We start from the raw sequence: 18,603 nt of genomic DNA on the forward strand, positions 1-18,603 counted from the left end.
TCGGATTCCTCTCAGAGATAGCCCATGGCGCTGAGCGTCCGGGCCGTCAGGTCGTCCTCACGCAGGCTGCGTGCGGTGTCCTTGGGGTGCGGTGCGGGCGCGCCCGGGTCGGGCAGGAAGGGCAGCGGTCCGGCGCCCGCGTCGAGTACGTCGGGCACCGGCCGGCCGTGCACGGCGGCCGGCTGGCGCAGCCCGAGGTCGTACAGGAGCGTGGGGGCGAGGTCGCAGAGTGCGACGGGTTCCGTGCGGCGGCCGGCCGGGACGCGGGGCGAGCGGTAGGCCCACAGGCCCGCGTACCGGTGCATCCCGGTCTGTTCGCTTGGGCGCCAGATCCCGCCGGCCACGCCCGGGTCGGCGAGCACCCCTTCGTCGGCGGGCACGAGCAGCAGGTCGGGGGCCATGTGGGACATCGCCCCCGGGTAGGCCTCGTCGCGCGGCAGGGCGGCGGCGAACACCGGACGCCCGGTGTCGGGCGCCTTCAGGGACAGGAACAGGTCGCTCAACTCGGCGCTCAGGGCGGCCACTTCGTCTCTCCGTACGATGCCCTGGTGCTGGCGTCCGGCGAGGTTGACGTTGACGCCGTAGCAGCCGGGGGTGGGCATGTAGGCGCGGGTGCTCGTGAAGTCGACGCCGCGGCCCTCGCCCTCGAACCAGCCCGCGCGGCCGCCCGCGCCGGGGCGGGTGACGAGCAGGCCGGCCTCTTCCAGGAGCGCGTTGACGCCGAGGTTGAGGCGGCCCTGGCCAAGGCCGTGGTCGGAGACGAGCATGACCGGGGTGTCGTCGTCGACGGTGGCGAGGATGTCGCCGATCACGGCGTCGACTGCTTGGTGGATCAGCTCCACCGCCCGTCCCCACTCGGCCTGTTCGGGGACGGTGTGGCCGGGGTGGCAGGCGTCGGCGAAGTGCCAGTAGTGGTGGCAGACGCGGTCGATCTCGGTGATCACCGCCATTACGACGTCGGTCTCGTGGTGCTCCATCAGGTGGGCGACGGAGCGGCCCCGGGCCGCGACGTTGGCAAGGGCCTTGTCCAGGTAGCCGTGGTCGCCCTGGAACATCGCCATGATGTCGGGCGTGAACGGCGCGCCCGCCCGGGACAGTTCGCCGAGCAGGGTGGGCGGATCGCTGAACCGCAGGGTTCGCTCCAGCGGCCAGGTCACCTGGTAGCCGGGCAGCTCGCGCGGCGGATGGGACATCGGCACGTTGATGATCCCGGCGCTCCAGCCCTGCGCGGCCAGCCACTCCCAGATCGTGCTGCAGCCGAAGTCCCCGGTACCGGTCAGGCGGTCGCCGTAGTCGGCCTCCTGAGTGCCGAAGAACTGGTAGACGCCGTGCCCGCCGGGGCGCCGGGCGGTGACGAAGGTGCTCCAGCCCGGCGCCGTGTGAGCGGGCCAGGTCGTGGTGGTGGGGCCATACGTGCTCTGCTCGAGCAGTGCGGCCAGGTGGGGCAGCAGGCCACGGGCGATGAAGGGCTCCATCATCGCCAGGCTTCCGCCGTCGATCCCCAGGATCAGTGCCTTGGGGCGTGCGGTCACGATGCCTCCTCCGGTCGGAGACCGCCTCGCTGCGCGGGCGGCTGCTCTCGGGCCGAGACTAGACAGGCGACTTAACTAGAGTCAATATGAGTCAGCATTCGACAACTATAGTTAGATCGCCGTCGCCGAGCCGCCGGTGATCGGAACCCTGTCGGTGAACGGAGCACTCATGACACCGCCGAACTCCCCGCCGGACATGGCGCATCGCCTGCCGGACACGCCACCGAGCGCCGTCGTTTTTGACCTGGACGGGGTGCTCCTCGACACCACCGAGAACATGCGGCACGCGTTCGCCGCAGTCTGGGCAGCGGCGGGCCGGCCCCGGGCGGCTCCCTTCGAGACCTTCCTGACCCACATGGGCGCCCCGCTCCACGTGATCCTGGAGAAGTTCTCGCTGCCCGCCGAGTACGCGCCGGTGTACGCCGCCGCGAGCTCCGCGCGCCTCGATCTGGTCCACCCCTACCCCGGCGTCACCGAGGTGCTGCGCGCACTGCGCGGCGCGGGCGTCCCGGTCGGCGTCGCCACCGGCAAGTCCCACCAGCGGGCCGTCGAGGCACTGCGCTCCGGCGGTCTCTTCGAGCTGCTCGACGTCGTGGTCGGCAGCGACCAGGTGTCGGTGCCCAAGCCGGACGCCGAGATCCTGCACACCGCCCTGTCCCTGCTGCCGGGTCCGGCCGCCGCCTCCGCCGTCTTCGTCGGTGACAGCGTCCTCGACCTGCGGTGCGGGCGAGCCGCCGGCGTCCCGACGATCGCGGCGGGCTGGGGCCAGAGCTCCCGCCGGACGCTGCTCGCTGAGGCCCCGGACGCCTACGCCGGAGCTCCGCTCGACCTGCCCGGGCTCTTCGCGGTGCCGCTGCCCGAGGCCGACCGCCGGGAGGTCCCCGTTGGCTGACCGACGCCCGGGCCGCCTGGCGGGACCCGGTGAGATCCTGCTGCTCAACGGCCCCAACCTGGGGCAACTGGGCACCCGCAGGCCCGAGATGTACGGCACCACCACGCTCGCCGAGATCGAGGAAGACGTGGCGAAGGCGGCGGCCGAGGCCGGCTACACCGTGCGCTGCCTGCAGGACGAGAGCGAGGCGGCGCTCGTCCGGGCGGTTCACGAGGCGCAGGACTGCGTGGGCGCGATCGTCAATCCGGGCGCTCTGATGATCGCCGGGTGGAGCCTGCGGGACGCCCTGGAGACCTTCCCCGGCCCTTGGATGGAGGTGCACCTCAGCAACGTGTTCGCCCGAGAGCCCTTCCGGCACAACTCGGTGATCTCCCCGCTCGCCTCGGGGGTGTTGTGCGGCCTCGGGGCGTACGGCTACCGGCTCGCGGCGCTGGCGCTCGTGCACCGCCTCACCCTCGACGCCGCGTGCGGCACCGGCCCCGGCGCAGCGTGAGACGCCTGGTCCTCGCGCCGCATCCGGACGACGCGGTCTGGTCCTGCGGCGGGATGCTCCGGCAGTGGTGCCGGGAGGGCGACCTGACGGTGGTGACCGTCTTCGACGGGGACGGACCCGACGTGCACCGGCCCGGGTCCGGGCCCGCCGTGCGCCGGGCCGAGGACGCCGCCGCCCTGGCGCGCTGGCCGCTGCGCGTCCTCGGCCTCGGTCTGCCGGAGGCGACGCTGCGGTACGACGGCGCGGGGCGGGCCCTCTACGCCGGCCCGCTCGCCCTGCGCCGCGCCCCGCACCCCGCCGACGCCGAACTCACCACGAGGCTCGCCGAGTTGCTGCGGCCGCTGATCGCGTACCAGGACGAGCTGCTCCTGCCACTCGCCGTCCGCACACACGCGGACCACCTCCTGGTACGCGAGGCCGCCGAACTCGCCCTGGCACCGGGGCCGGGCGCGGTCCGGCCCCGGGTGCGCTACTACCGGGAGTTCCCGTACGCACCGCCGCCACCAGCCGGCGGGTACCGGGAGCACGCCGAGCCGGCCGACTTCACCGACTGGCTCCGCGGCTCCCTCGTGTACGAGTCGCAGGTGCGCGGCATGTTCGGGGACGCACCGCCCTTCGCCCGCGCCCTTGCCCGGCGTACGGGCGCGCCTCGCCGCTGTGTGTGGACCTACTGGGTGCAGGCCGTGACATAGGCCGCGATCCCGCCGCCCTCGCCGAGAAGCCTCGGCAACTCCCGTACCGCGCGCAGATCGTGCAGCGCGCCGAAGCGCTTCAGGTTCGCGTCGTGCTGCTCCCAGCGGTCCGGCCGAGCGTGCGTGAGGTGCACCCCGGCCGCCGGGGCGGGAACGACCGCCCGCGCCCCGGCCTCGTACAGCCGCACCCCCAGCTCCAGGTCCTCGCAGCCCCAGCCGAGTCCGAAACCCTCGTCGAAGCCGCCGGCCTCCTCGAAGAGCCGCCGGGGCAGCGAGGTGTTGGCGCCCACGCAGGCCGCCCAGGGCGCGACGGGCGGCACCCGCCCCTCGTCCATGGCGCAGATCAGCGATTCCAGCGTGTTGCGCACGAGCCGCCCCTCGGAGCCGGCGACGACCCGGGCGGCCGCTGCCGCCAGTTCGGCCTCTCCGGCGTCCGCGTACCGGTCGAGCCAGCGGCGCGCCCCGGGGAATTCACGCAGCAGTCCGTGCACCAACGCCCTTTTCCCCGAGGCTTCTTGATGTGCCCTCAGGTGGCCCGGGGCGGTGAGGATGTCGTCGTCGAGGAAGAGCAGGCTCGCGCCACGGGCGACCCGGGCGCCGGTGTTGCGGGCGGCGGCCCGCCCGAGTCGGGGGCCGTCCACCACTTGGGGCGCCGGCACCCGGCCGTCCACCGCCAGGCGGTGCAGCAGCTCCCGGGTTCCGTCGGTGCAGCCGTCGTCCACGACCACGACCTCGTATCCGTCCGGCCGGCCCTGAGCGGCCAGGGCCGTGAGGGTCGCGCGGAGCGAGGCCGCCTTGTCCCGGGTGGGGATCACCACGCTCAGCAGGGGTGCGGTCAGCATGGGACGGCTCCTGCCGCCCGGGCCGGCACCTCGGGCACGAGGGGCCGGCCGGCGACCCGGTAGGCGTCCTCCAGGAGGGCCAACACCGCGGCGGACGACTGGAGTTCGGCACGCCAGGGCAGATTGCGCCGGAGCATGGAGAGGGTGGAGTCGAGCTGGGCGTCGTACTCCTTGCCCGGCACCGTCTCAACGGGCCACTGTCTGCTGCGATCGCCGCGCCGCACCCGCAGGACGGGGTGGGTGACACGGTTCGGGCTGAAGCCGAACGTGGTCACCAGCTCCAGGTGGCACTCCTCGCCGTCGGCGCCGGTGCCGCGTACCGCGACGCGCGTGGTGTCGACGTCCACGTCGGCCGCCCATGCCGCGCGCAGCGTCAGGGAGGAGCCGTCACGGTAGTGCGCCAGGAGACGGCCGTCGGGCTCCACGTCGAAGACCGCGCCGTCCGGGGACGCGTCCGGTCCGTCGAGCGCGTCCGTGGCAGGTCCGTCGCCGCGCCAACGTGCGCCGCTCTGCGCCGAGTCCGCTGTCGGGAAGGCCAGTTCGGCAGTGAGCGAGGTGCGCCGGGGATCCGGCAGCAGGCCGTGGGTGACCTCGGCCAGATGCCAGCCGAGATCGATTAGCGCTCCCCCGCCGGCCTGGTCTCGCCGGGTGAACCAGGAACCGGGCCGGGGCACACCCGAGGTCCGCAGCCATTCGGCGTGCACCTGCACGGGCCCCACGCACCACTGGCGTACGAGCGAGCGGAGCCGGTCCACGTCGAGGCGGCGGGCCGAGGGACGGCTGATCTGGAAGGGGGTGCCGGTGGCCCACGAGCGGGCGTTCAGCCGTCCCAGCTCGTCCGTGGACAGGCACAGCGGCTTCTCGATCAGGGCCGCGACCCCCGCGTCCAGAAAGGTGCCGGCGGTCTGCTCGTGCAGGTGGTTGGGCGTGCCCACCACCACCAGGTCCAGGTCGTGCGCCAGCAGGTCCTCGAGCCGGTCCGCGACCGACCCCGGCGCCAGGCCGTGGTCACCGACCGCGGCACGTCCTCGGGTGGCGAGCACCGGATCGTACACCCCGACCACCTCGAAGTGCCGGTGCGCGCGCAGCCGCGGCAGCCAGACCTGGGCGTTGATCCACCCGAAGCCGACCAGAGCGGTCCTGAACGGGCGCCCGGTCACGGCCGGCCGACCTCGTCGACGGCGGACGCGATCACCTCGGCGACCCTGCGGACGGTGTCGGGGTCGGCGAGCATGATCTTGTGGTGCAGCCACAGGCCGCGGGCGCCGATCAGTTCCGCCTCCGGGCAGCGGGCGGCGAGTGCGTCGACGGTGACGTCCTCGGTGGGGCCGGCCCAGAAGCCGTCGGTGCGGTAGACCGGCGGGAAGTTGACGCAGGCGGGCACGTTGCGCTCCTTGAGCAGCTCGACAAGCCGGTCGCGGGCGCCCGGGCCGAAGCGGTCGCCGTCGAGCGTGAGCAGGTACATGTAGTGCGCGTTGACGGTGATCTGCGGGTCGCTCGTCTGGACGCGCAGCCCCTCGACCGGGGCGAGGAGTTCGTCGAGCTGCGCGGCACGGGCCTCGCGGGTCCGGGTCTGTGCGGCGAGGCGGGTCAGCTGGGTGCGCAGGACGGCTCCGGAGAACTCGTTCATCCGCGCGTTCATGCCGCCGGTGACGTGCTGGTAAGTGGTGTCCTGCGGCGGCCTGCCGACGGCGTGCAGCAGGTAGGCGCGGTCGAAGGACTCCCGGTCCGGGAAGGTGAGCGCCCCGCCCTCGCCTGCGGTCATGAGCTTGCCGTTCTGGAAGCTGTAGCAGGCGATCGACGGGTCGGCGCCGACCAGTACCCCGTCCCTCGCGGCTCCTTGGGCGTGCGCCGCGTCCTGTACGACCACGGCACCGAATGCGTCGGCGACCCGGTGGAGTGCGGCCAGATCCGCCAGGTGTCCGGCCATGTGCACGGGCAGGATCGCCCGGGTGCGCGCGGTCGCGACCGCCCGGACCGTCTCGGCGGTCAGGCACTGGTGGCCGGGGTCCACATCGGCCGGTACGGGGACGGCGCCGGTGTTCTGCACGGCGAGGGAGGTGCTGATGAAGGTGAACGCGGGGACGACCACCTCGTCGCCGGGGCCGATTCCGTGCACCCTCAGGGCGAGTTCGATGGCGTCGGTGCCGCTGTTCACGGCGAGCGCGTAGGGCGCGCCGTTGTAGGCGGCGAACTCCCGCTCGAAAGAGGTGACTTCGCTGCCGCCCGCACGCCACCACTGCCCCTGTTCGAGGGCGCGAAGCAGCGCGGTGCGCTCGCCGTCGTCGTACTGCGGCCAGGCGGGCAGCTCGTCCGGAGCCAGGGCGAGGGCGGGGGCGGGCGCGAACTCTTCGCTGATCGTCATGTGCCGGGTCTCCTTCTACGAACGTACGGGCGTACGGGCGGAGTGTCGTTCGGTGCCGGCGCGGTCGGCGGACGCGTTCCCTACGAGCAGGGCGCCCTGGAGGGACGCGGCGGGGCCGTGCACGGCCGGTGCCACCTCGGGCAGCGTGCTGCCGCGGCGGATGCGGTGGGGCAGCCGGGCGCGCAGCGCGGCGGCCAGGGTCTGTCCGGTACGGGCGACGCCGAGTCCGCCGCCGAGCACGACCGTGGCGAAGGGCAGCAGTTCGCCGACGGCGGCGACGGCCAGGGCACAGGCGTCCGCGGCCTCGGCGAGTGCGGCGGCCTCGCCCCGGTCCGCGGCGGCGCGGGACAGGGCCGGTCCGGCGGCGTACGCCTGGAGGCAGCCGTGCCGGCCGCAGGCGCAGCGCCGGCCGTCGTCCGGGCGCACCACGAGGTGGCCCGCCTCGCAGGGGCGCAGCTCGTCGAGGCTCGGCGGGGGCCCGTCCGCGCGCCGGGGCGGCAGCCAGGCTCCGCCGACGCCGGTGCCGAGTCCGAGGTAGAGCAGGCCGCCGGTGTGGCCGCGCCGGGCGTGGGCCTCGGCGTACCCGGCGAGCAGCGCGTCGTCGTGCACGGCCGGCACGCGGCCCCAGCGCGCGGCGAGTTCGGCGACCGGTCGCCGTCCCCGCCAGGCCGGTCGGCCCGGCCAGCGGCTGATCCGGCCGTCGGCGCCGAGCGTGGCGGGCAGGGCGAGCACGGCGGTACGGGGACGGGTGGCGCCGATCGCGTGCAGCGCCCGTCGTGCGGCCGCGTCGAGCCGCTCGATGTCGTCGTCGAAGTCGGGAGCGCGCCCGGTCTCCCAGGCGATACGGACGACACCGCTGTCCGCCGTGCCGTCCCGGGCTCGCACCTCCGCCTTCGTACCGCCGATGTCGACGGCGAGCACGGCGGACCGGCCGGGCGCGGTGCCGCGGCCGTCGCACGGGCCGTCCCGGGCGGTCGGGGTGCCCGCAGCGGTCGGGGCGTGCGTCACCACCGTGCTCCGCCGTCCACGAAGAGGGTCTGTCCGGTGACGTACGAGGCCCCCGGCCCGGCGAGGAAGCCGACGGCTTCGGCGACCTCGGCGGGCTCGGCGAGCCTGCGCACGGCGGTACGGGCCGCGGCCCGGTCGTCCTCATCGGCGGAGTACGTACTGTCGGCGCCGGGGCCGGCCCGCACTGCTCCGGGAGCGACGACGTTCACCGTCACCCCGAACGGCCCGAGTTCCCAGGCGGCCGACGCCGCCCAGCCAGACAGGGCGGCCTTGGTCGCCGCGTACCCGGCCTGTCCGGGCATGCCGACGGCGCCGCCGCGCGAACCGAAGAGGATGATCCTGCCGAACTTCGCGCGCATCATCCGCTTCGCGGCGGCGGCGGCCACCTGCTGTGCGGAGCCGGTGTTCAGCTGCCACAGGCGCTGTTCGGCGGCGCTGTCGATCGCCCCGCCGAGGACCGGGCGGCGTGCGGTGGCGCCGTGCGCGCAGACCAGGATGTCCGGCGCGGGGCCCACCTCCCTGACGCGTCCGAGGAGCGCGGCGGCCTCGTCCGGGTCCGCCAGGTCGGCCCGCAGCAGGCGGATCCCGGTCTCGGCCGCGAACTGCGCGGCACGGTCCGAGGGTGTGCGGTGCACCCCGACCACGGCGGCACCGCGTGCGGCGAGCAACCGGCAGACGGCTGCGCCGAGTTGCCCAGTGGCACCGGTGACCAGCGCGAGGCGGCCGTCGAGGGAGGGCCGGTCGTCCGGAGTCGGACGGTCCGCCGTGATCGTTCCGGCCCGGGCGGCCGGGCGGCTCGGCTGTGGGTGACGGTCGGTCATACGGTTCCCTCGAAGGGCGGATTCGGGTGGCCGGCGAGCCCGGCGACGACGAGGGTCACGGCCGGTCTCCCGACATGGACCGTGCGGTGCACCGCGAACCCGGCCGCGGCCAGGCCCGTCGTCAGGGTGGCCTCGGTGGGCCAGGAGGAGCCGCCATGGGTGAGCCAGTCGAGCCGGATCTCCTGCGGCAGGCTGCCCGGGGCGTCCAGGAACACGTCGTCGACGAGCAGCCGCCCGCCGGGAGCCAGTCGCGCGGCGAGGGCGCGCAGGTCGCTGCCGGGGCCCGGCAGGTGCACGGCGTTGCAGACGACCACCAGGTCGAAGAGTTCCCCGTCGTCCGGCGGCGGCACCTCCCGCTGCCCGCCTTCGCCCTCGCCGGTTCGCGGCCCCGAGTCGGCCCCGTGCGTGGCCTGTTCGGCGAGCGTGCCGACCCGCAGCAGCCGGTTCTCGCCGGCCGGGCCGTGCGTGTACGCGTACCGTCCGGGACCGCAGGTGATCTCCAGGAGCCGCCCGGCCCGCGTCCCGGACAGCCGGATGCCGATCCTGCTGCGGCTGTACGCGGCCGGGGTGTGCATGGCCCGCTGGTAGACCTCGCGCAGCGCGTCGTCGGGGCCCTCGGCGTCGAAGTCCCGCGCGGCGGACCCGCTGCGGGCGATTCCGGTCAGCTGCTCCCGGGTCACCCAGGAACGCGAGAGCCGCTCCTCCAGGGCGAGGATGGCCAACGCCCCGTCCAGGCCGTCGGCGGGAGCCGCGCCCCGCACCACCTCCTGGATCTCCGACGGATCCTGGGCCTTCGGCGGATCCTGGGGCTCCGACGGTGCCGCCCGCAGCAGGCCGGCGCTCTCGGCGACCTGGAGCAGTTGCTCGCAGACCTCGGCGTCGAGGCCCAGTTCCGCCGCGATGTGCGCGGAGTCGGCCGGGCCGTGCCTCAGGAGGTCGAGGACGCCCAACCGCAGCAGGGCGAAGAGGAGTTCGCTGCGTTTGTGTCCCTGGGCGCAGGCGATCAGGTCCGCCTCGTCGCCCGGCATCAGGCGGCGCGCGGGGAGCAGCTTCCCGGACCGGCCGCGGGGCAGTTCACCGACCGGCCTGATCCGGTCCGGCACCTTGTACGGGGCGAGCCGGTCCCGCGCGTGGCGGTGCAGGTCCGCGACGTCGGCGCCGGTGCCGCGCAGGCTCACCACCTCGGCGTGCAGCCGCGTGACCGGACCGCCTGCGGTGTGCCCGGGCACCCCGGTCACCCGGGACTCCAGGACGTCCTCGTGGGACCGCAGTACGGACTCGACCTCTTCGGGGGCGACCCACCGGTCGCCCCGGCGGACGGCACGGCCCTGGCGGCCCAGGATGCGCAGTCCGAGCTCCGGGTGGTAGCCCGCGACGTCCCCGGTGGACCGCCAGCCGGGATCCGGGGCGTCGGCGATGTGGACGTGGAGTTCGCCGGGTTCGTCGTCGTGCGCAGCGGTGGCGCCGTCGTCGCCGACGATGCGGAAGTCGACTCCGTCGAGCGGATGGCCGACCCGTCCGGGCGGCGCCCCGGCTTCGGCGCTGAACAGCGAACCGGTCTCCGAGGAGCCGTAGTCACGGGCGAGCCCGATACCGAAGGCGGCCCGGAATGCCTCGTCGAGCGCCTCGTCCACGGCGCCCGCGCCCACCATCGCGAGCCGCAGCGCGGACCCGGTGCGCGGAGCCCGGCGGACGCGGGCACTGAGCAGCCGGGCGACGGCGGGCACCACGGGCAGGACCGTCGCACCCTCCTCGATGTCGCGCACCACGGCGCCAAGGGCGGTCGGCGGGTGGATCCGCAGCGCGGCACCGGCCTCGAGCGCTGCGTGCAGCCAGCCCAGTGCGTAGGCGTGCCAGGGCGGCAGCGGCAGCAGCACCCGGTCGGCGTCGGTAAGCCCGGCCCAGATGGCGTGCCGGCGCCCCTCGGCACGCAGCGAATCGACGCTGCGCACCACGAGTTTGGGCGTGCCGGTGGTGCCCGAGCTGGGCAGCAGCACGGTGCCCGGGCGGTACGCGGACGGCGGGCCACCGCTCGCCGCCGGCGCCGCGGAGAGCACCCCGTCACGGGTGTCCAGGAAGCGTCCGCCGCCCGCGCGGTCGAGCCAGCGGGCGTGCTCGGCGGCGGGTGCTGCGGGGTCGACGAGCAGGGGTACTCCGCCAGTCTCCAGGACTCCCCGGTAGGCGTCGGCCCAGGCCGTACCGCCCTCCCCCACCAGGGCCACGACCTCGCCGGTCACCGCCACCCGGCCTCGGTCGCCAGGTAGCGCCGTTTGCTCTCGGCTATCAACTCGCGTATCGCGGGCGGCGAGTAGGTAGGGGCGGCGCACAGCTCGTCGAGGGTGATCTCGTCGTCGAAGTACATGCTGAGGGTGTCCCAGGGCGTGAAGCAGCCCTTGCAGGCGTCCAGCCTCGGCCGGTCCGCGAGCAGCGCCTGGTAGAGCCCGCTCTCGCCGACCTGGCTCAGGGTGTCCTGCCAGTCGTCCTCGAGGAGATTGCCCATGTTGGAGAACCAAATGTTGGGGCACGGGGTGACGGCACCGTCGCTGAAGGTGGAGATCACCATCCGCGGCAGGTGGCAGCGGAAGGTGCGCCCGCCCTCGCGGTAGAAGCTCACCAGGCGGTCGAGATAGGCCCGCGGCGGCAGTACGGAGGCGAACTCCTCGTAGCGGTCCGCGAACTCCTCGATGTGGTGCACCTGTTCGGGCCGCACGGCGAACCGCTCGGAGTCCGGTCCGCGCACCGGGAAGGGGAAGAAGACCGGGGGCACCGGACGGTCCGCGAGCCAGGCCGCGAACTCGGCGAGCTCGCCGACGCTCCGGTCGTTGAGCACCCCGTAGATCTCCACGTCGAGTCCGCTGTCGAGGATGGCCTCGACCCGCTGGACGACCTTGGTGTGCAGCTTCTCGGAGGCGACGCGGTGGGAGTTGCCGTGGTGCAGGTGGCTGTCGAGCGACACCTGCAGCACGACGTTGCCCCACCGGGCGAGCTCTTCGAGGTGTGCGTCGCGCACCAGGACGCCGTTGGTCTGGATGACGAGCACCTCGTGCTCGGCGGCCTGCTCGCGCAGGAAGTCCATGACGCCGGCCACCAGGAAGATCTCGCCGCCGGTGACCTTGAGCAGCGGCACCTGGAAGGTGGCGTCGATGCGCCGGTCGATGACCGGTAGTTGCTTGCCGAGCAGGCTGTCCGGTTCGTACCGGTCCCGGGTCGGTGGCCGGAAGATCAACTGCTCGGAGTGTGCCTCCTTCAGATTGCTCTGACCGGTGAGGCAGTACGTGCAGCTCAGGTTGCACGAGTCCTCGTTGACCACGAGGTCGTTGCCGATGAGCCCGCCAATCATGTCCCGCCCCTTCGGTCGAGTCTGACGCAGCACCCGACTTTGACAGTTGTCATTGACTAAAGTCAATATCTACCGGGAATCCCCACTCGGTGACCACGGAATATTGACCAACACATGGGGGAAGGGAGCTTGTAGCAGCAACTACAGTTATCCTCCGAGGGAAGCGGAACCGGCTGCGCCGGAACCTCCCGGGCCCCTGAGCAGCGGCCCGGCCGACAGCCTGCGCACATCAGGTGAACGAGGAGCGGACAGTGAGGAATCAACACCCGGACTTCGGCGAGCGCATCCGGACGCGGAGACGAGAACTGGGCTTCTCGCAGCAGCAGTTGGCCGGAGACGTCGTGACCTCCAGCTACATCTCGCTGCTCGAGTCGGGCAAGCGCGCACCCACCCTGGACGTCATCATCCACCTCGCCGAGCGCCTGATGATGCCGGTCGACGAGCTGGTCGGACAGGGCATGGCCGGAACGCTCGGCACGGAAGCCGCCGGCTCCCCGGCCGCCGCGGGTACCGCGAGTGCCGCTCCCGGTGGTGCCGTACGGAACGCCAGGTCCGAGCCGCGGGCAGCGGACGCCCCCACCGGCGGGACGACGGCCGTCCCGCAGTCGGTGGCCCGGCCCACGCCCACGCAGGCACCGGTTCCCGAGACCTTCCGCGAGCCGTCCCAGCCGCTGCAGATCCTCGCGGTCAACGCCCTGCAGAGCAACGACTACGCGCGCGCGATCGAACTGCTGCGCCGCCTCTACGACCACGCACTCGTCGAGGGTGACCGGACGAAGAGCGTCGAGGTCGGCTTCCAACTGCAGCGGCTGCTCCAGACCCAGGGCGACCACGAGCAGCGGCTCGCGCTCCTGGAGGAGCTGATGACCACGTCCGCCGAGCAGTCCTCGCAGGCCGTGCAGGTCGCCGTGCTCACCGAACTGGGCAGCGCCCTGCGCGACACGGGCCATCTCGCACGCGCCAGAACTCCCCTGGAGCGCGCCCTCGCCCTGCTCAGGCCCGCCGGACTGCACGGCACATCGGAGCATGTGCGCCTGCTCGGCACGCTCGTCTCCGTGCTGTGCGAGCTGAGCGACACGGACCCGGTACCGGCCCTGGTCACCGAGATGCTGGAGCTGGCCGACGCCGTGGACGCCCCCGGCATCCTCGGCCGTTCCCAGTGGGTGGCCGCGATGGCGTACGACCAACTCGGCCGCGCCGAGGACGCGCACACGTACGTGGTCAAGGCGCGCGAGAACCTGCCGCCGTCCACCATGCCGCTGCGGGACTGGCTGCGGTTCTGCCGGTCCACCACGAGCATTCTGCTGAGCACCGGGCACCTGGACGACGCGCACGAGTGGCTGCTCGGCGCCGAGCACACCACGGCCCTGATGAACGTCCCTGCCGAAACCGCCGCGCTCACCGCGCTGCGGGCGCGCCACGACAGCGCGCTCGGCCGGCACGAGCGCGCTCTCGAGCTCTACGTCGGTCTGACGGCCGAGGATTCGCCGCTCTCCGGGCTGCAGTTGGCCCGGGTCTGCCTCGCCAAGGCCGAGGAGCTGCGCGCCCTGGGCCGGACGGACGAGGCGGTGGAGGCGCTGCGGGGCGCGGCCGCGATCTGCGAGGAGAACGGGGCGTACCAGCTCGCCGTGCAGATGTGGCGCCAGATGGACGAACTCCGTTCCAAGTGAGCCGCCTTCGCCGGGCGAGGAGCAGGCCTCGCCCGGCGCGACGGGGCGGGAACGCCTGAACGCGGGGCAGAACGAGAAGAGGGGGAAGCGGAATCGCTTCTCCCCTCTTGCATGCGTCCGTGCGCGGACCCTCCGTGTGTCCGCGCGCCGGCCACCCCGCCCACCAAGGGCGGTCGGCCTACCAGGGCCAGTCGGTGTTCGACGCCCGGGCCCGCCACGGCCAGTCCGAGTCGGAGCCCGCGGGGCGGTGCTCCGCGCGCCACGGCCAGTCGGTGTTCGGCCCGGTGCTCTTCTGTATCACCCAGGGCCAGTCCTCGCTGCCACCTTGCCCGGTACAGCTCTCGGTCCACTCGCTACAGGGTGCGGCGGACCGGTGCGTGGCACCGGGTTCGGCCCAGGTGGCGCTCGTGGCCCCGACCATGGTTCCGACGGTGAACACGGACACGAGCGCCGCTCGGACAAGGAGCGAGGAAGTGGGCGCAATGGGATTCACGTACTGACGCTCCTTGAGTCGAGGTCGAGTCAAGCTGAAGGTTACTATAGTCATGCGTGAAAGAGACAGACGTTGCCAAGAAACGGTTCGTAGGCCACACTCCATCGTCAGGACTTTGACTATAGTCACGGTCAGAGTCGCCTATCGAGAGCGAGGGCAGTCGTGGCCGACCCGGATCTTCTCTCTCCGCTGCGCTCCGCGCGGAAGGTCCTCGCCGCCGTCGAGGCCGCGGAGGACGTCGGTCTCCTGGATGCCGTGGCCGGCGCCCCGGTCACGGCCGACCGGCTCGCCGAGTCGCTCGGCCTGCGCCCGGAGCCGCTGCACGCGTTGCTCCGTGTCCTCGGCTGGCACGGCGTCCTGCGTGCCCCCGGGGACGACGGCGGGTGGCAGCTCACCGAGCCCTACCGGAACCTGCTGACCGGCCCGCCCGGACGCAACGCCCGTTCCCTCCTGCGGATCGAGCGGTGGGCGGCCGACGACCACCTCAACGCCGTCGGGGTGACGGCGGCCCTGCGCGGCCGCCGCCTGCCCACCGAGATACCGGACGCCGAACTGCCCGCTCTCGCCGACGCCATGCTCACCGGGGCCCGCGCCGGCGCCCCGCACCTGGCCCGGCTCCCCGAACTGCGCGACCGCACGAGCCTCGCCGACATCGCCGGCGGCAGCGGGGGCTACTCGCTCACCCTGTGCCGCATGTTCCGCGGGCTCACCGCCACCGTCTACGACCGGGCGCCGATGCTGGAGCACGCCGAACGGGTCGTCAAGGAGGCCGAACTCGGCGACCGCGTACGCCTGGTGCCCTGGGACCTGCACACCGATCCGCTCACCGATCCGGAAGCCTGTGAGCCCGCGGCCGCCCCGCACGACGCGGCCCTCCTCTCGCACGTACTGCACCTGCTCGACCGGCAGGAGCGCGCACGGCTCCTGACCCGGACGCACCACGTGCTCCCCGAGGGCGGACTGTTGATGATCCACGACTTCCTGTACGAGGCACCGCCCGCCGGTTCGACCCTCGCGGCCTCGGCCGTGGACTGGCTCGCGCTCGGCGCCGCCTACCACCCGGACGCGGAGATGCTGGCCGCCGAACTCGCCGGTGCGGGCTTCACCCTCCGGCGTACGGTCCCGCTGCCTGCGCTCGGCACCGCCGTCGCCGTCGCCACCCGGGACTGACGGCCGTGCACCTACTCGTGACCGGCGGAGCCGGATTCATCGGCAGCACCTTCGTGCGCGCCCTCCTGACCGGGGCGTACCCCGCGTTCGCCGGGGCCGCCGTGACCGTGCTCGACAAACTCACCTACGCGGGCAATCCCGCCAACCTCGCGGCCGTCGCGGACCGTCCGGGCTTCCGCCTGGTGTCCGGCGACATCGCCGACGCCGCACTCGTACGCGAACTGCTCACGCCGGGCTCGCTCGTGGTCAACTTCGCGGCCGAGACCCACGTCGACCGGTCCATCGCCGACGCGGCGTCCTTCGTGCACACCAATGTGACGGGGACCCACGTCCTGCTCGACGCCGCGCTCGAACAGGGCGCCGGCCGGTTCCTGCAGGTGTCGACCGACGAGGTATACGGCTCGATCGACTCCGGCTCCTGGACCGAGAGTTCACCACTGCTGCCCAACTCTCCCTACGCGGCCTCCAAGACGTCCGCAGACCTGCTCGCGCTCTCGTACTTCCGCACCCACGGCCTGGACGTGACGATCACCCGGTGCAGCAACAACTACGGCCCGCACCAGCACCCGGAGAAGCTGATCCCCAGGTTCACCGTGCGTCTGCTCGCCGGCCGGAGCGTGCCGCTGTACGGCGACGGCCGGCACATCCGGGACTGGCTGCACGTGGACGACCACTGCCGCGGCATCCAACTCGCCTTGGAGCGCGGTGAGTCGGGGGCGGTCTACCACATCGGAGGCGGCACCGAACTGAGCAACCGCCTCCTCACCCGCGAACTGCTCGCCACGTGCGGCGCCGACTGGAGCTCGGTCCGGCACGTCGCCGACCGCAAGGGCCACCACCGCCGCTACTCCCTGGACGACAGCAAGCTGCGCGCCCTCGGCTACCGCCCCCGGGTGGAGTTCGCCGAGGGCCTGCGCGCCACGGTCGGCTGGTACCGCGCCCACCCCGACTGGTGGGCGCCCCGGGCGGCGTACGAGACCCCGTACGCGCCGGCCGGAGGCGGGCACCCGGCCTCCGTACACCCCCCGAAGTAGACGAGAGGAGGAACCCGTGCGCGGCATCATCCTCGCGGGAGGCTCGGCCACCCGGCTCCGTCCGCTGACCCTGGTCTCGTCGAAGCAGTTGCTGCCGGTCTACGACAAGCCGATGGTCTACTACCCGCTGTCGCTGCTCATCGAGCTGGGGCTCCGCCAGATCCTGGTGATCTCCACCCCGGAGCACCGCGACCAGTACGAGCGGCTGCTCGGCGACGGCGGGCGGTTCGGCATCCGCCTGGAGTACGCGGTCCAGGACCACCCTCGCGGCCTGGCCCACGCCCTGCTGCTCGCCCGCCCCTTCGTCGGGGACGGGCCGATCTGCCTGGCGCTCGGCGACAACCTGTTCCACGGGCCCGGACTGCCCGGGCGGCTGCGCGGCGCCCTGCGCCGGCACCGGGGCTGCACCCTGTTCAGCCGCAAGGTCGCCGCGCCCGAGCAGTACGGGGTGGCCACGGTGGACGCCCGGGGCCGCATCACCGGCCTGGAGGAGAAGCCCGAGCGGCCCCGCTCCAGCCTCGCGGTCACCGGCCTCTACCTCTACGACAACGACGCCCTGCACAAGGCCGCGGCCCTCACCCCCTCGCCCCGGGGCGAGCTGGAGATCACCGACCTGAACCGGAGTTACGTCGGCGAAGGGCGGGCCACGCTCGTGGAGTTGGGCGACGACACCGTCTGGTTCGACACCGGAACCCCGGACAGCCTCCTGGACGCCGCCCAGTACATCCGGTTACAGCAGCAGATGCAGTCCGAGCCGATCGGCAGCCCCGCCGATTCGGCCTACCGCGCCGGTCTCATCGACCGGGACGCACTGGAGCGACAGGCACCCGTCCTGCCGCTGCACGCCCGCGCGCCCGCGGACCCCGCCGGTCACCGGCACGGTCTGCTGACCGAGCCGCAACCGTGACCCGTAAGGAGACGACCATGGGCGACCGCAAGGAGCGCATCCTCGCGGAGGTACGCCGGTACCACGAGGAGCAGGAGCGGGACGCACGCTTCGAGCCGGGCGTCACGGAGATCTGGCCCTCGGGCGCCGTCCTGGACGACAGCGACCGGGTGGCGCTCGTGGAGGCGGCACTCGGACTGCGCATCGCAGCGGGCACCGACTGCCGCAGGTTCGAGTCGGCGTTCGCCCGCCGCCTCGGCCGACGCAAGGCGCACCTGACGAACTCCGGCTCCTCGGCGAACCTCCTGGCCCTGACCGCCCTCACCTCGCCCGCGCTCGGCGAGCACCGGCTGCGCCCCGGTGACGAGGTGATCACCGTAGCGGCGGGATTCCCCACCACGGTCAACCCGATCATCCAGAACGGTCTGGTGCCGGTCTTCGTCGACATCGACCTCGGCACGTACAACGCGAGCTCCGAGACGGTCGCCCGCGCGATCGGGCCGCGGACCCGAGCCATCTCCATGGCGCACTCGCTCGGCAACCCCTTCCAGGCGGCCGAGATCGCCGAACTGGCCGCCGCCCACGGCCTCTTCCTGATCGAGGACAACTGCGACGCGGTGGGCTCCACCTACCGCGGGCAGCTGACCGGCACGTTCGGCGATCTGTCGACCGTCAGCTTCTACCCGGCGCACCATCTGACGATGGGCGAGGGCGGCTGCGTACTGACCTCGAATCTCGCGCTCGCCCGGGTGGTGGAGTCGTTGCGCGACTGGGGCCGGGACTGCTGGTGCGAGCCGGGCGAGAACGACCGGTGCCTGAAGCGGTTCTCGTACCAGATGGGCAGTCTGCCCGAGGGGTACGACCACAAGTACATCTTCTCGCACGTGGGGTACAACCTGAAGGCGACAGACCTCCAAGCCGCCCTGGGGCTCAGCCAGTTGAAACGGCTCGACGAGTTCTGTGCGGCCCGCAGGTACAACTGGCGGCGGCTGCGTGAAGGGCTCGACGGGCTGCCGCATCTGTTGCTGCCGGAGGCCACCGCGGGCAGCGATCCGAGCTGGTTCGGCTTCGTGATGACGATCGGGCCCGAGGCACCGTTCACGACAGCGGAGCTGGTGGCGTTCCTGGAGGACCGCAGGATCGGCACGCGGCGGCTCTTCGCCGGAAACCTCACCCGGCACCCGGCCTATCAAGGGGTGCGGCACCGGGTATCCGGCGAGCTGACCAACAGCGACGTCGTCACCGACCGGACCCTGTGGACGGGCGTCTATCCGGCGCTCACCGACGAGATGGTCGATTACGTCGTCGCCTCGATCAAGGAGTTCGTCGCCTCCCGCGGCTGACCCACCCGCACGCCTCGGCCGG

General features: G+C 73.0%; 17 protein-coding genes. 8 read left to right on the plus strand and 9 right to left on the minus strand.

Annotated elements, in window-relative coordinates; genetic code table 11:
- Window positions 1-11 precede the first annotated feature (11 nt).
- On the minus strand, window positions 12-1,532 hold the full coding sequence (locus tag ABTX60_RS27220) for an alkaline phosphatase family protein (protein ID WP_352099646.1): 1,521 nt from the start codon (window positions 1,530-1,532) through the stop codon (window positions 12-14).
- Between the two features lie 169 nt (window positions 1,533-1,701).
- On the opposite strand from ABTX60_RS27220, the gene ABTX60_RS27225 reads away from it, so the two are divergent.
- The 3 genes from ABTX60_RS27225 to ABTX60_RS27235 all read left to right on the plus strand — a co-directional run bounded on the left by ABTX60_RS27225 (window position 1,702) and on the right by ABTX60_RS27235 (window position 3,609).
- Window positions 1,702-2,424 (plus strand): HAD family hydrolase, encoded by a 723-nt coding sequence (locus ABTX60_RS27225; RefSeq protein ID WP_352099647.1) that lies wholly within the window; start codon window positions 1,702-1,704, stop codon window positions 2,422-2,424.
- 88 nt (window positions 2,425-2,512) lie between these two features.
- A complete protein-coding gene (locus ABTX60_RS27230; protein ID WP_502992409.1) occupies window positions 2,513-2,917 on the plus strand; it encodes a type II 3-dehydroquinate dehydratase in 405 nt (134 codons plus the stop codon).
- Window positions 2,914-3,609: a PIG-L deacetylase family protein gene (locus tag ABTX60_RS27235; RefSeq protein ID WP_352099649.1), complete on the plus strand. Its 696-nt coding sequence runs from the start codon at window positions 2,914-2,916 to the stop codon at window positions 3,607-3,609. The genes ABTX60_RS27230 and ABTX60_RS27235 overlap by 4 nt, the downstream gene beginning before the upstream one ends.
- Here the strand turns inward: ABTX60_RS27235 and ABTX60_RS27240 are convergent.
- From ABTX60_RS27240 to ABTX60_RS27270, 7 genes are read right to left on the minus strand one after another with little or no spacing between them, the layout of a single operon-like run.
- Entirely contained in the window at window positions 3,585-4,451 is an 867-nt protein-coding gene (locus tag ABTX60_RS27240) for a glycosyltransferase family 2 protein (protein ID WP_352099650.1), read from the minus strand. The genes ABTX60_RS27235 and ABTX60_RS27240 overlap by 25 nt on opposite strands.
- Window positions 4,445-5,611: a Gfo/Idh/MocA family protein gene (locus ABTX60_RS27245; protein ID WP_352099651.1), complete on the minus strand. Its 1,167-nt coding sequence runs from the start codon at window positions 5,609-5,611 to the stop codon at window positions 4,445-4,447. Before ABTX60_RS27245 ends, ABTX60_RS27240 begins: the two co-directional genes overlap by 7 nt.
- Window positions 5,608-6,816, minus strand: coding sequence for a DegT/DnrJ/EryC1/StrS family aminotransferase (locus tag ABTX60_RS27250; protein WP_352099652.1), 1,209 nt, complete (start codon window positions 6,814-6,816; stop codon window positions 5,608-5,610). The genes ABTX60_RS27245 and ABTX60_RS27250 overlap by 4 nt, the downstream gene beginning before the upstream one ends.
- A 15-nt stretch (window positions 6,817-6,831) precedes the next feature.
- Window positions 6,832-7,824, minus strand: a complete 993-nt coding sequence (locus tag ABTX60_RS27255; RefSeq protein ID WP_352099653.1) for an ROK family protein — start codon at window positions 7,822-7,824, stop codon at window positions 6,832-6,834.
- The gene (locus ABTX60_RS27260; RefSeq protein WP_352099654.1) at window positions 7,821-8,645 is read right to left on the minus strand and encodes an SDR family NAD(P)-dependent oxidoreductase; all 825 of its coding nucleotides are present in this window, start codon (window positions 8,643-8,645) and stop codon (window positions 7,821-7,823) included. Before ABTX60_RS27260 ends, ABTX60_RS27255 begins: the two co-directional genes overlap by 4 nt.
- Window positions 8,642-10,888: an AMP-binding protein gene (locus ABTX60_RS27265; protein WP_352099655.1), complete on the minus strand. Its 2,247-nt coding sequence runs from the start codon at window positions 10,886-10,888 to the stop codon at window positions 8,642-8,644. Before ABTX60_RS27265 ends, ABTX60_RS27260 begins: the two co-directional genes overlap by 4 nt.
- The gene (locus ABTX60_RS27270) at window positions 10,879-11,985 is read right to left on the minus strand and encodes a radical SAM protein (protein WP_352099656.1); all 1,107 of its coding nucleotides are present in this window, start codon (window positions 11,983-11,985) and stop codon (window positions 10,879-10,881) included. Before ABTX60_RS27270 ends, ABTX60_RS27265 begins: the two co-directional genes overlap by 10 nt.
- Window positions 11,986-12,236: 251 nt before the next feature.
- Here ABTX60_RS27270 and ABTX60_RS27275 point away from each other — a divergent pair, with 251 nt between their 5' ends.
- A complete protein-coding gene (locus ABTX60_RS27275; RefSeq protein WP_352099657.1) occupies window positions 12,237-13,655 on the plus strand; it encodes a helix-turn-helix domain-containing protein in 1,419 nt (472 codons plus the stop codon).
- Between the two features lie 178 nt (window positions 13,656-13,833).
- Here the strand turns inward: ABTX60_RS27275 and ABTX60_RS27280 are convergent, their stop codons facing one another.
- Window positions 13,834-13,956: a hypothetical protein gene (locus tag ABTX60_RS27280; protein ID WP_352099658.1), complete on the minus strand. Its 123-nt coding sequence runs from the start codon at window positions 13,954-13,956 to the stop codon at window positions 13,834-13,836.
- Between the two features lie 354 nt (window positions 13,957-14,310).
- Between ABTX60_RS27280 and ABTX60_RS27285 the strand changes: the two genes are divergently transcribed.
- Genes ABTX60_RS27285 through rfbH form a run of 4 tightly spaced genes read left to right on the plus strand, consistent with a single transcriptional unit; the run spans window position 14,311 to window position 18,581 of the window.
- Window positions 14,311-15,318, plus strand: coding sequence for an SAM-dependent methyltransferase (locus ABTX60_RS27285; RefSeq protein WP_352099659.1), 1,008 nt, complete (start codon window positions 14,311-14,313; stop codon window positions 15,316-15,318).
- Window positions 15,319-15,323: 5 nt separating this feature from the next.
- Entirely contained in the window at window positions 15,324-16,352 is a 1,029-nt protein-coding gene (rfbB, locus tag ABTX60_RS27290; RefSeq protein WP_352099660.1) for a dTDP-glucose 4,6-dehydratase, read from the plus strand.
- Window positions 16,353-16,368: 16 nt separating this feature from the next.
- Window positions 16,369-17,259, plus strand: a complete 891-nt coding sequence (locus tag ABTX60_RS27295) for a sugar nucleotidyltransferase (protein ID WP_352099661.1) — start codon at window positions 16,369-16,371, stop codon at window positions 17,257-17,259.
- A gap of 17 nt (window positions 17,260-17,276) precedes the next feature.
- Window positions 17,277-18,581 carry a lipopolysaccharide biosynthesis protein RfbH gene (gene rfbH / locus ABTX60_RS27300; RefSeq protein WP_352099662.1) on the plus strand — a complete coding sequence of 435 codons (1,305 nt, stop codon included), beginning with the start codon at window positions 17,277-17,279 and terminating at the stop codon, window positions 18,579-18,581.
- Window positions 18,582-18,603 lie beyond the last annotated feature (22 nt).

The sequence above is a fragment of the Streptomyces sp. NPDC126510 genome (assembly GCF_040302345.1).
GTDB lineage: Bacteria > Actinomycetota > Actinomycetes > Streptomycetales > Streptomycetaceae > Streptomyces.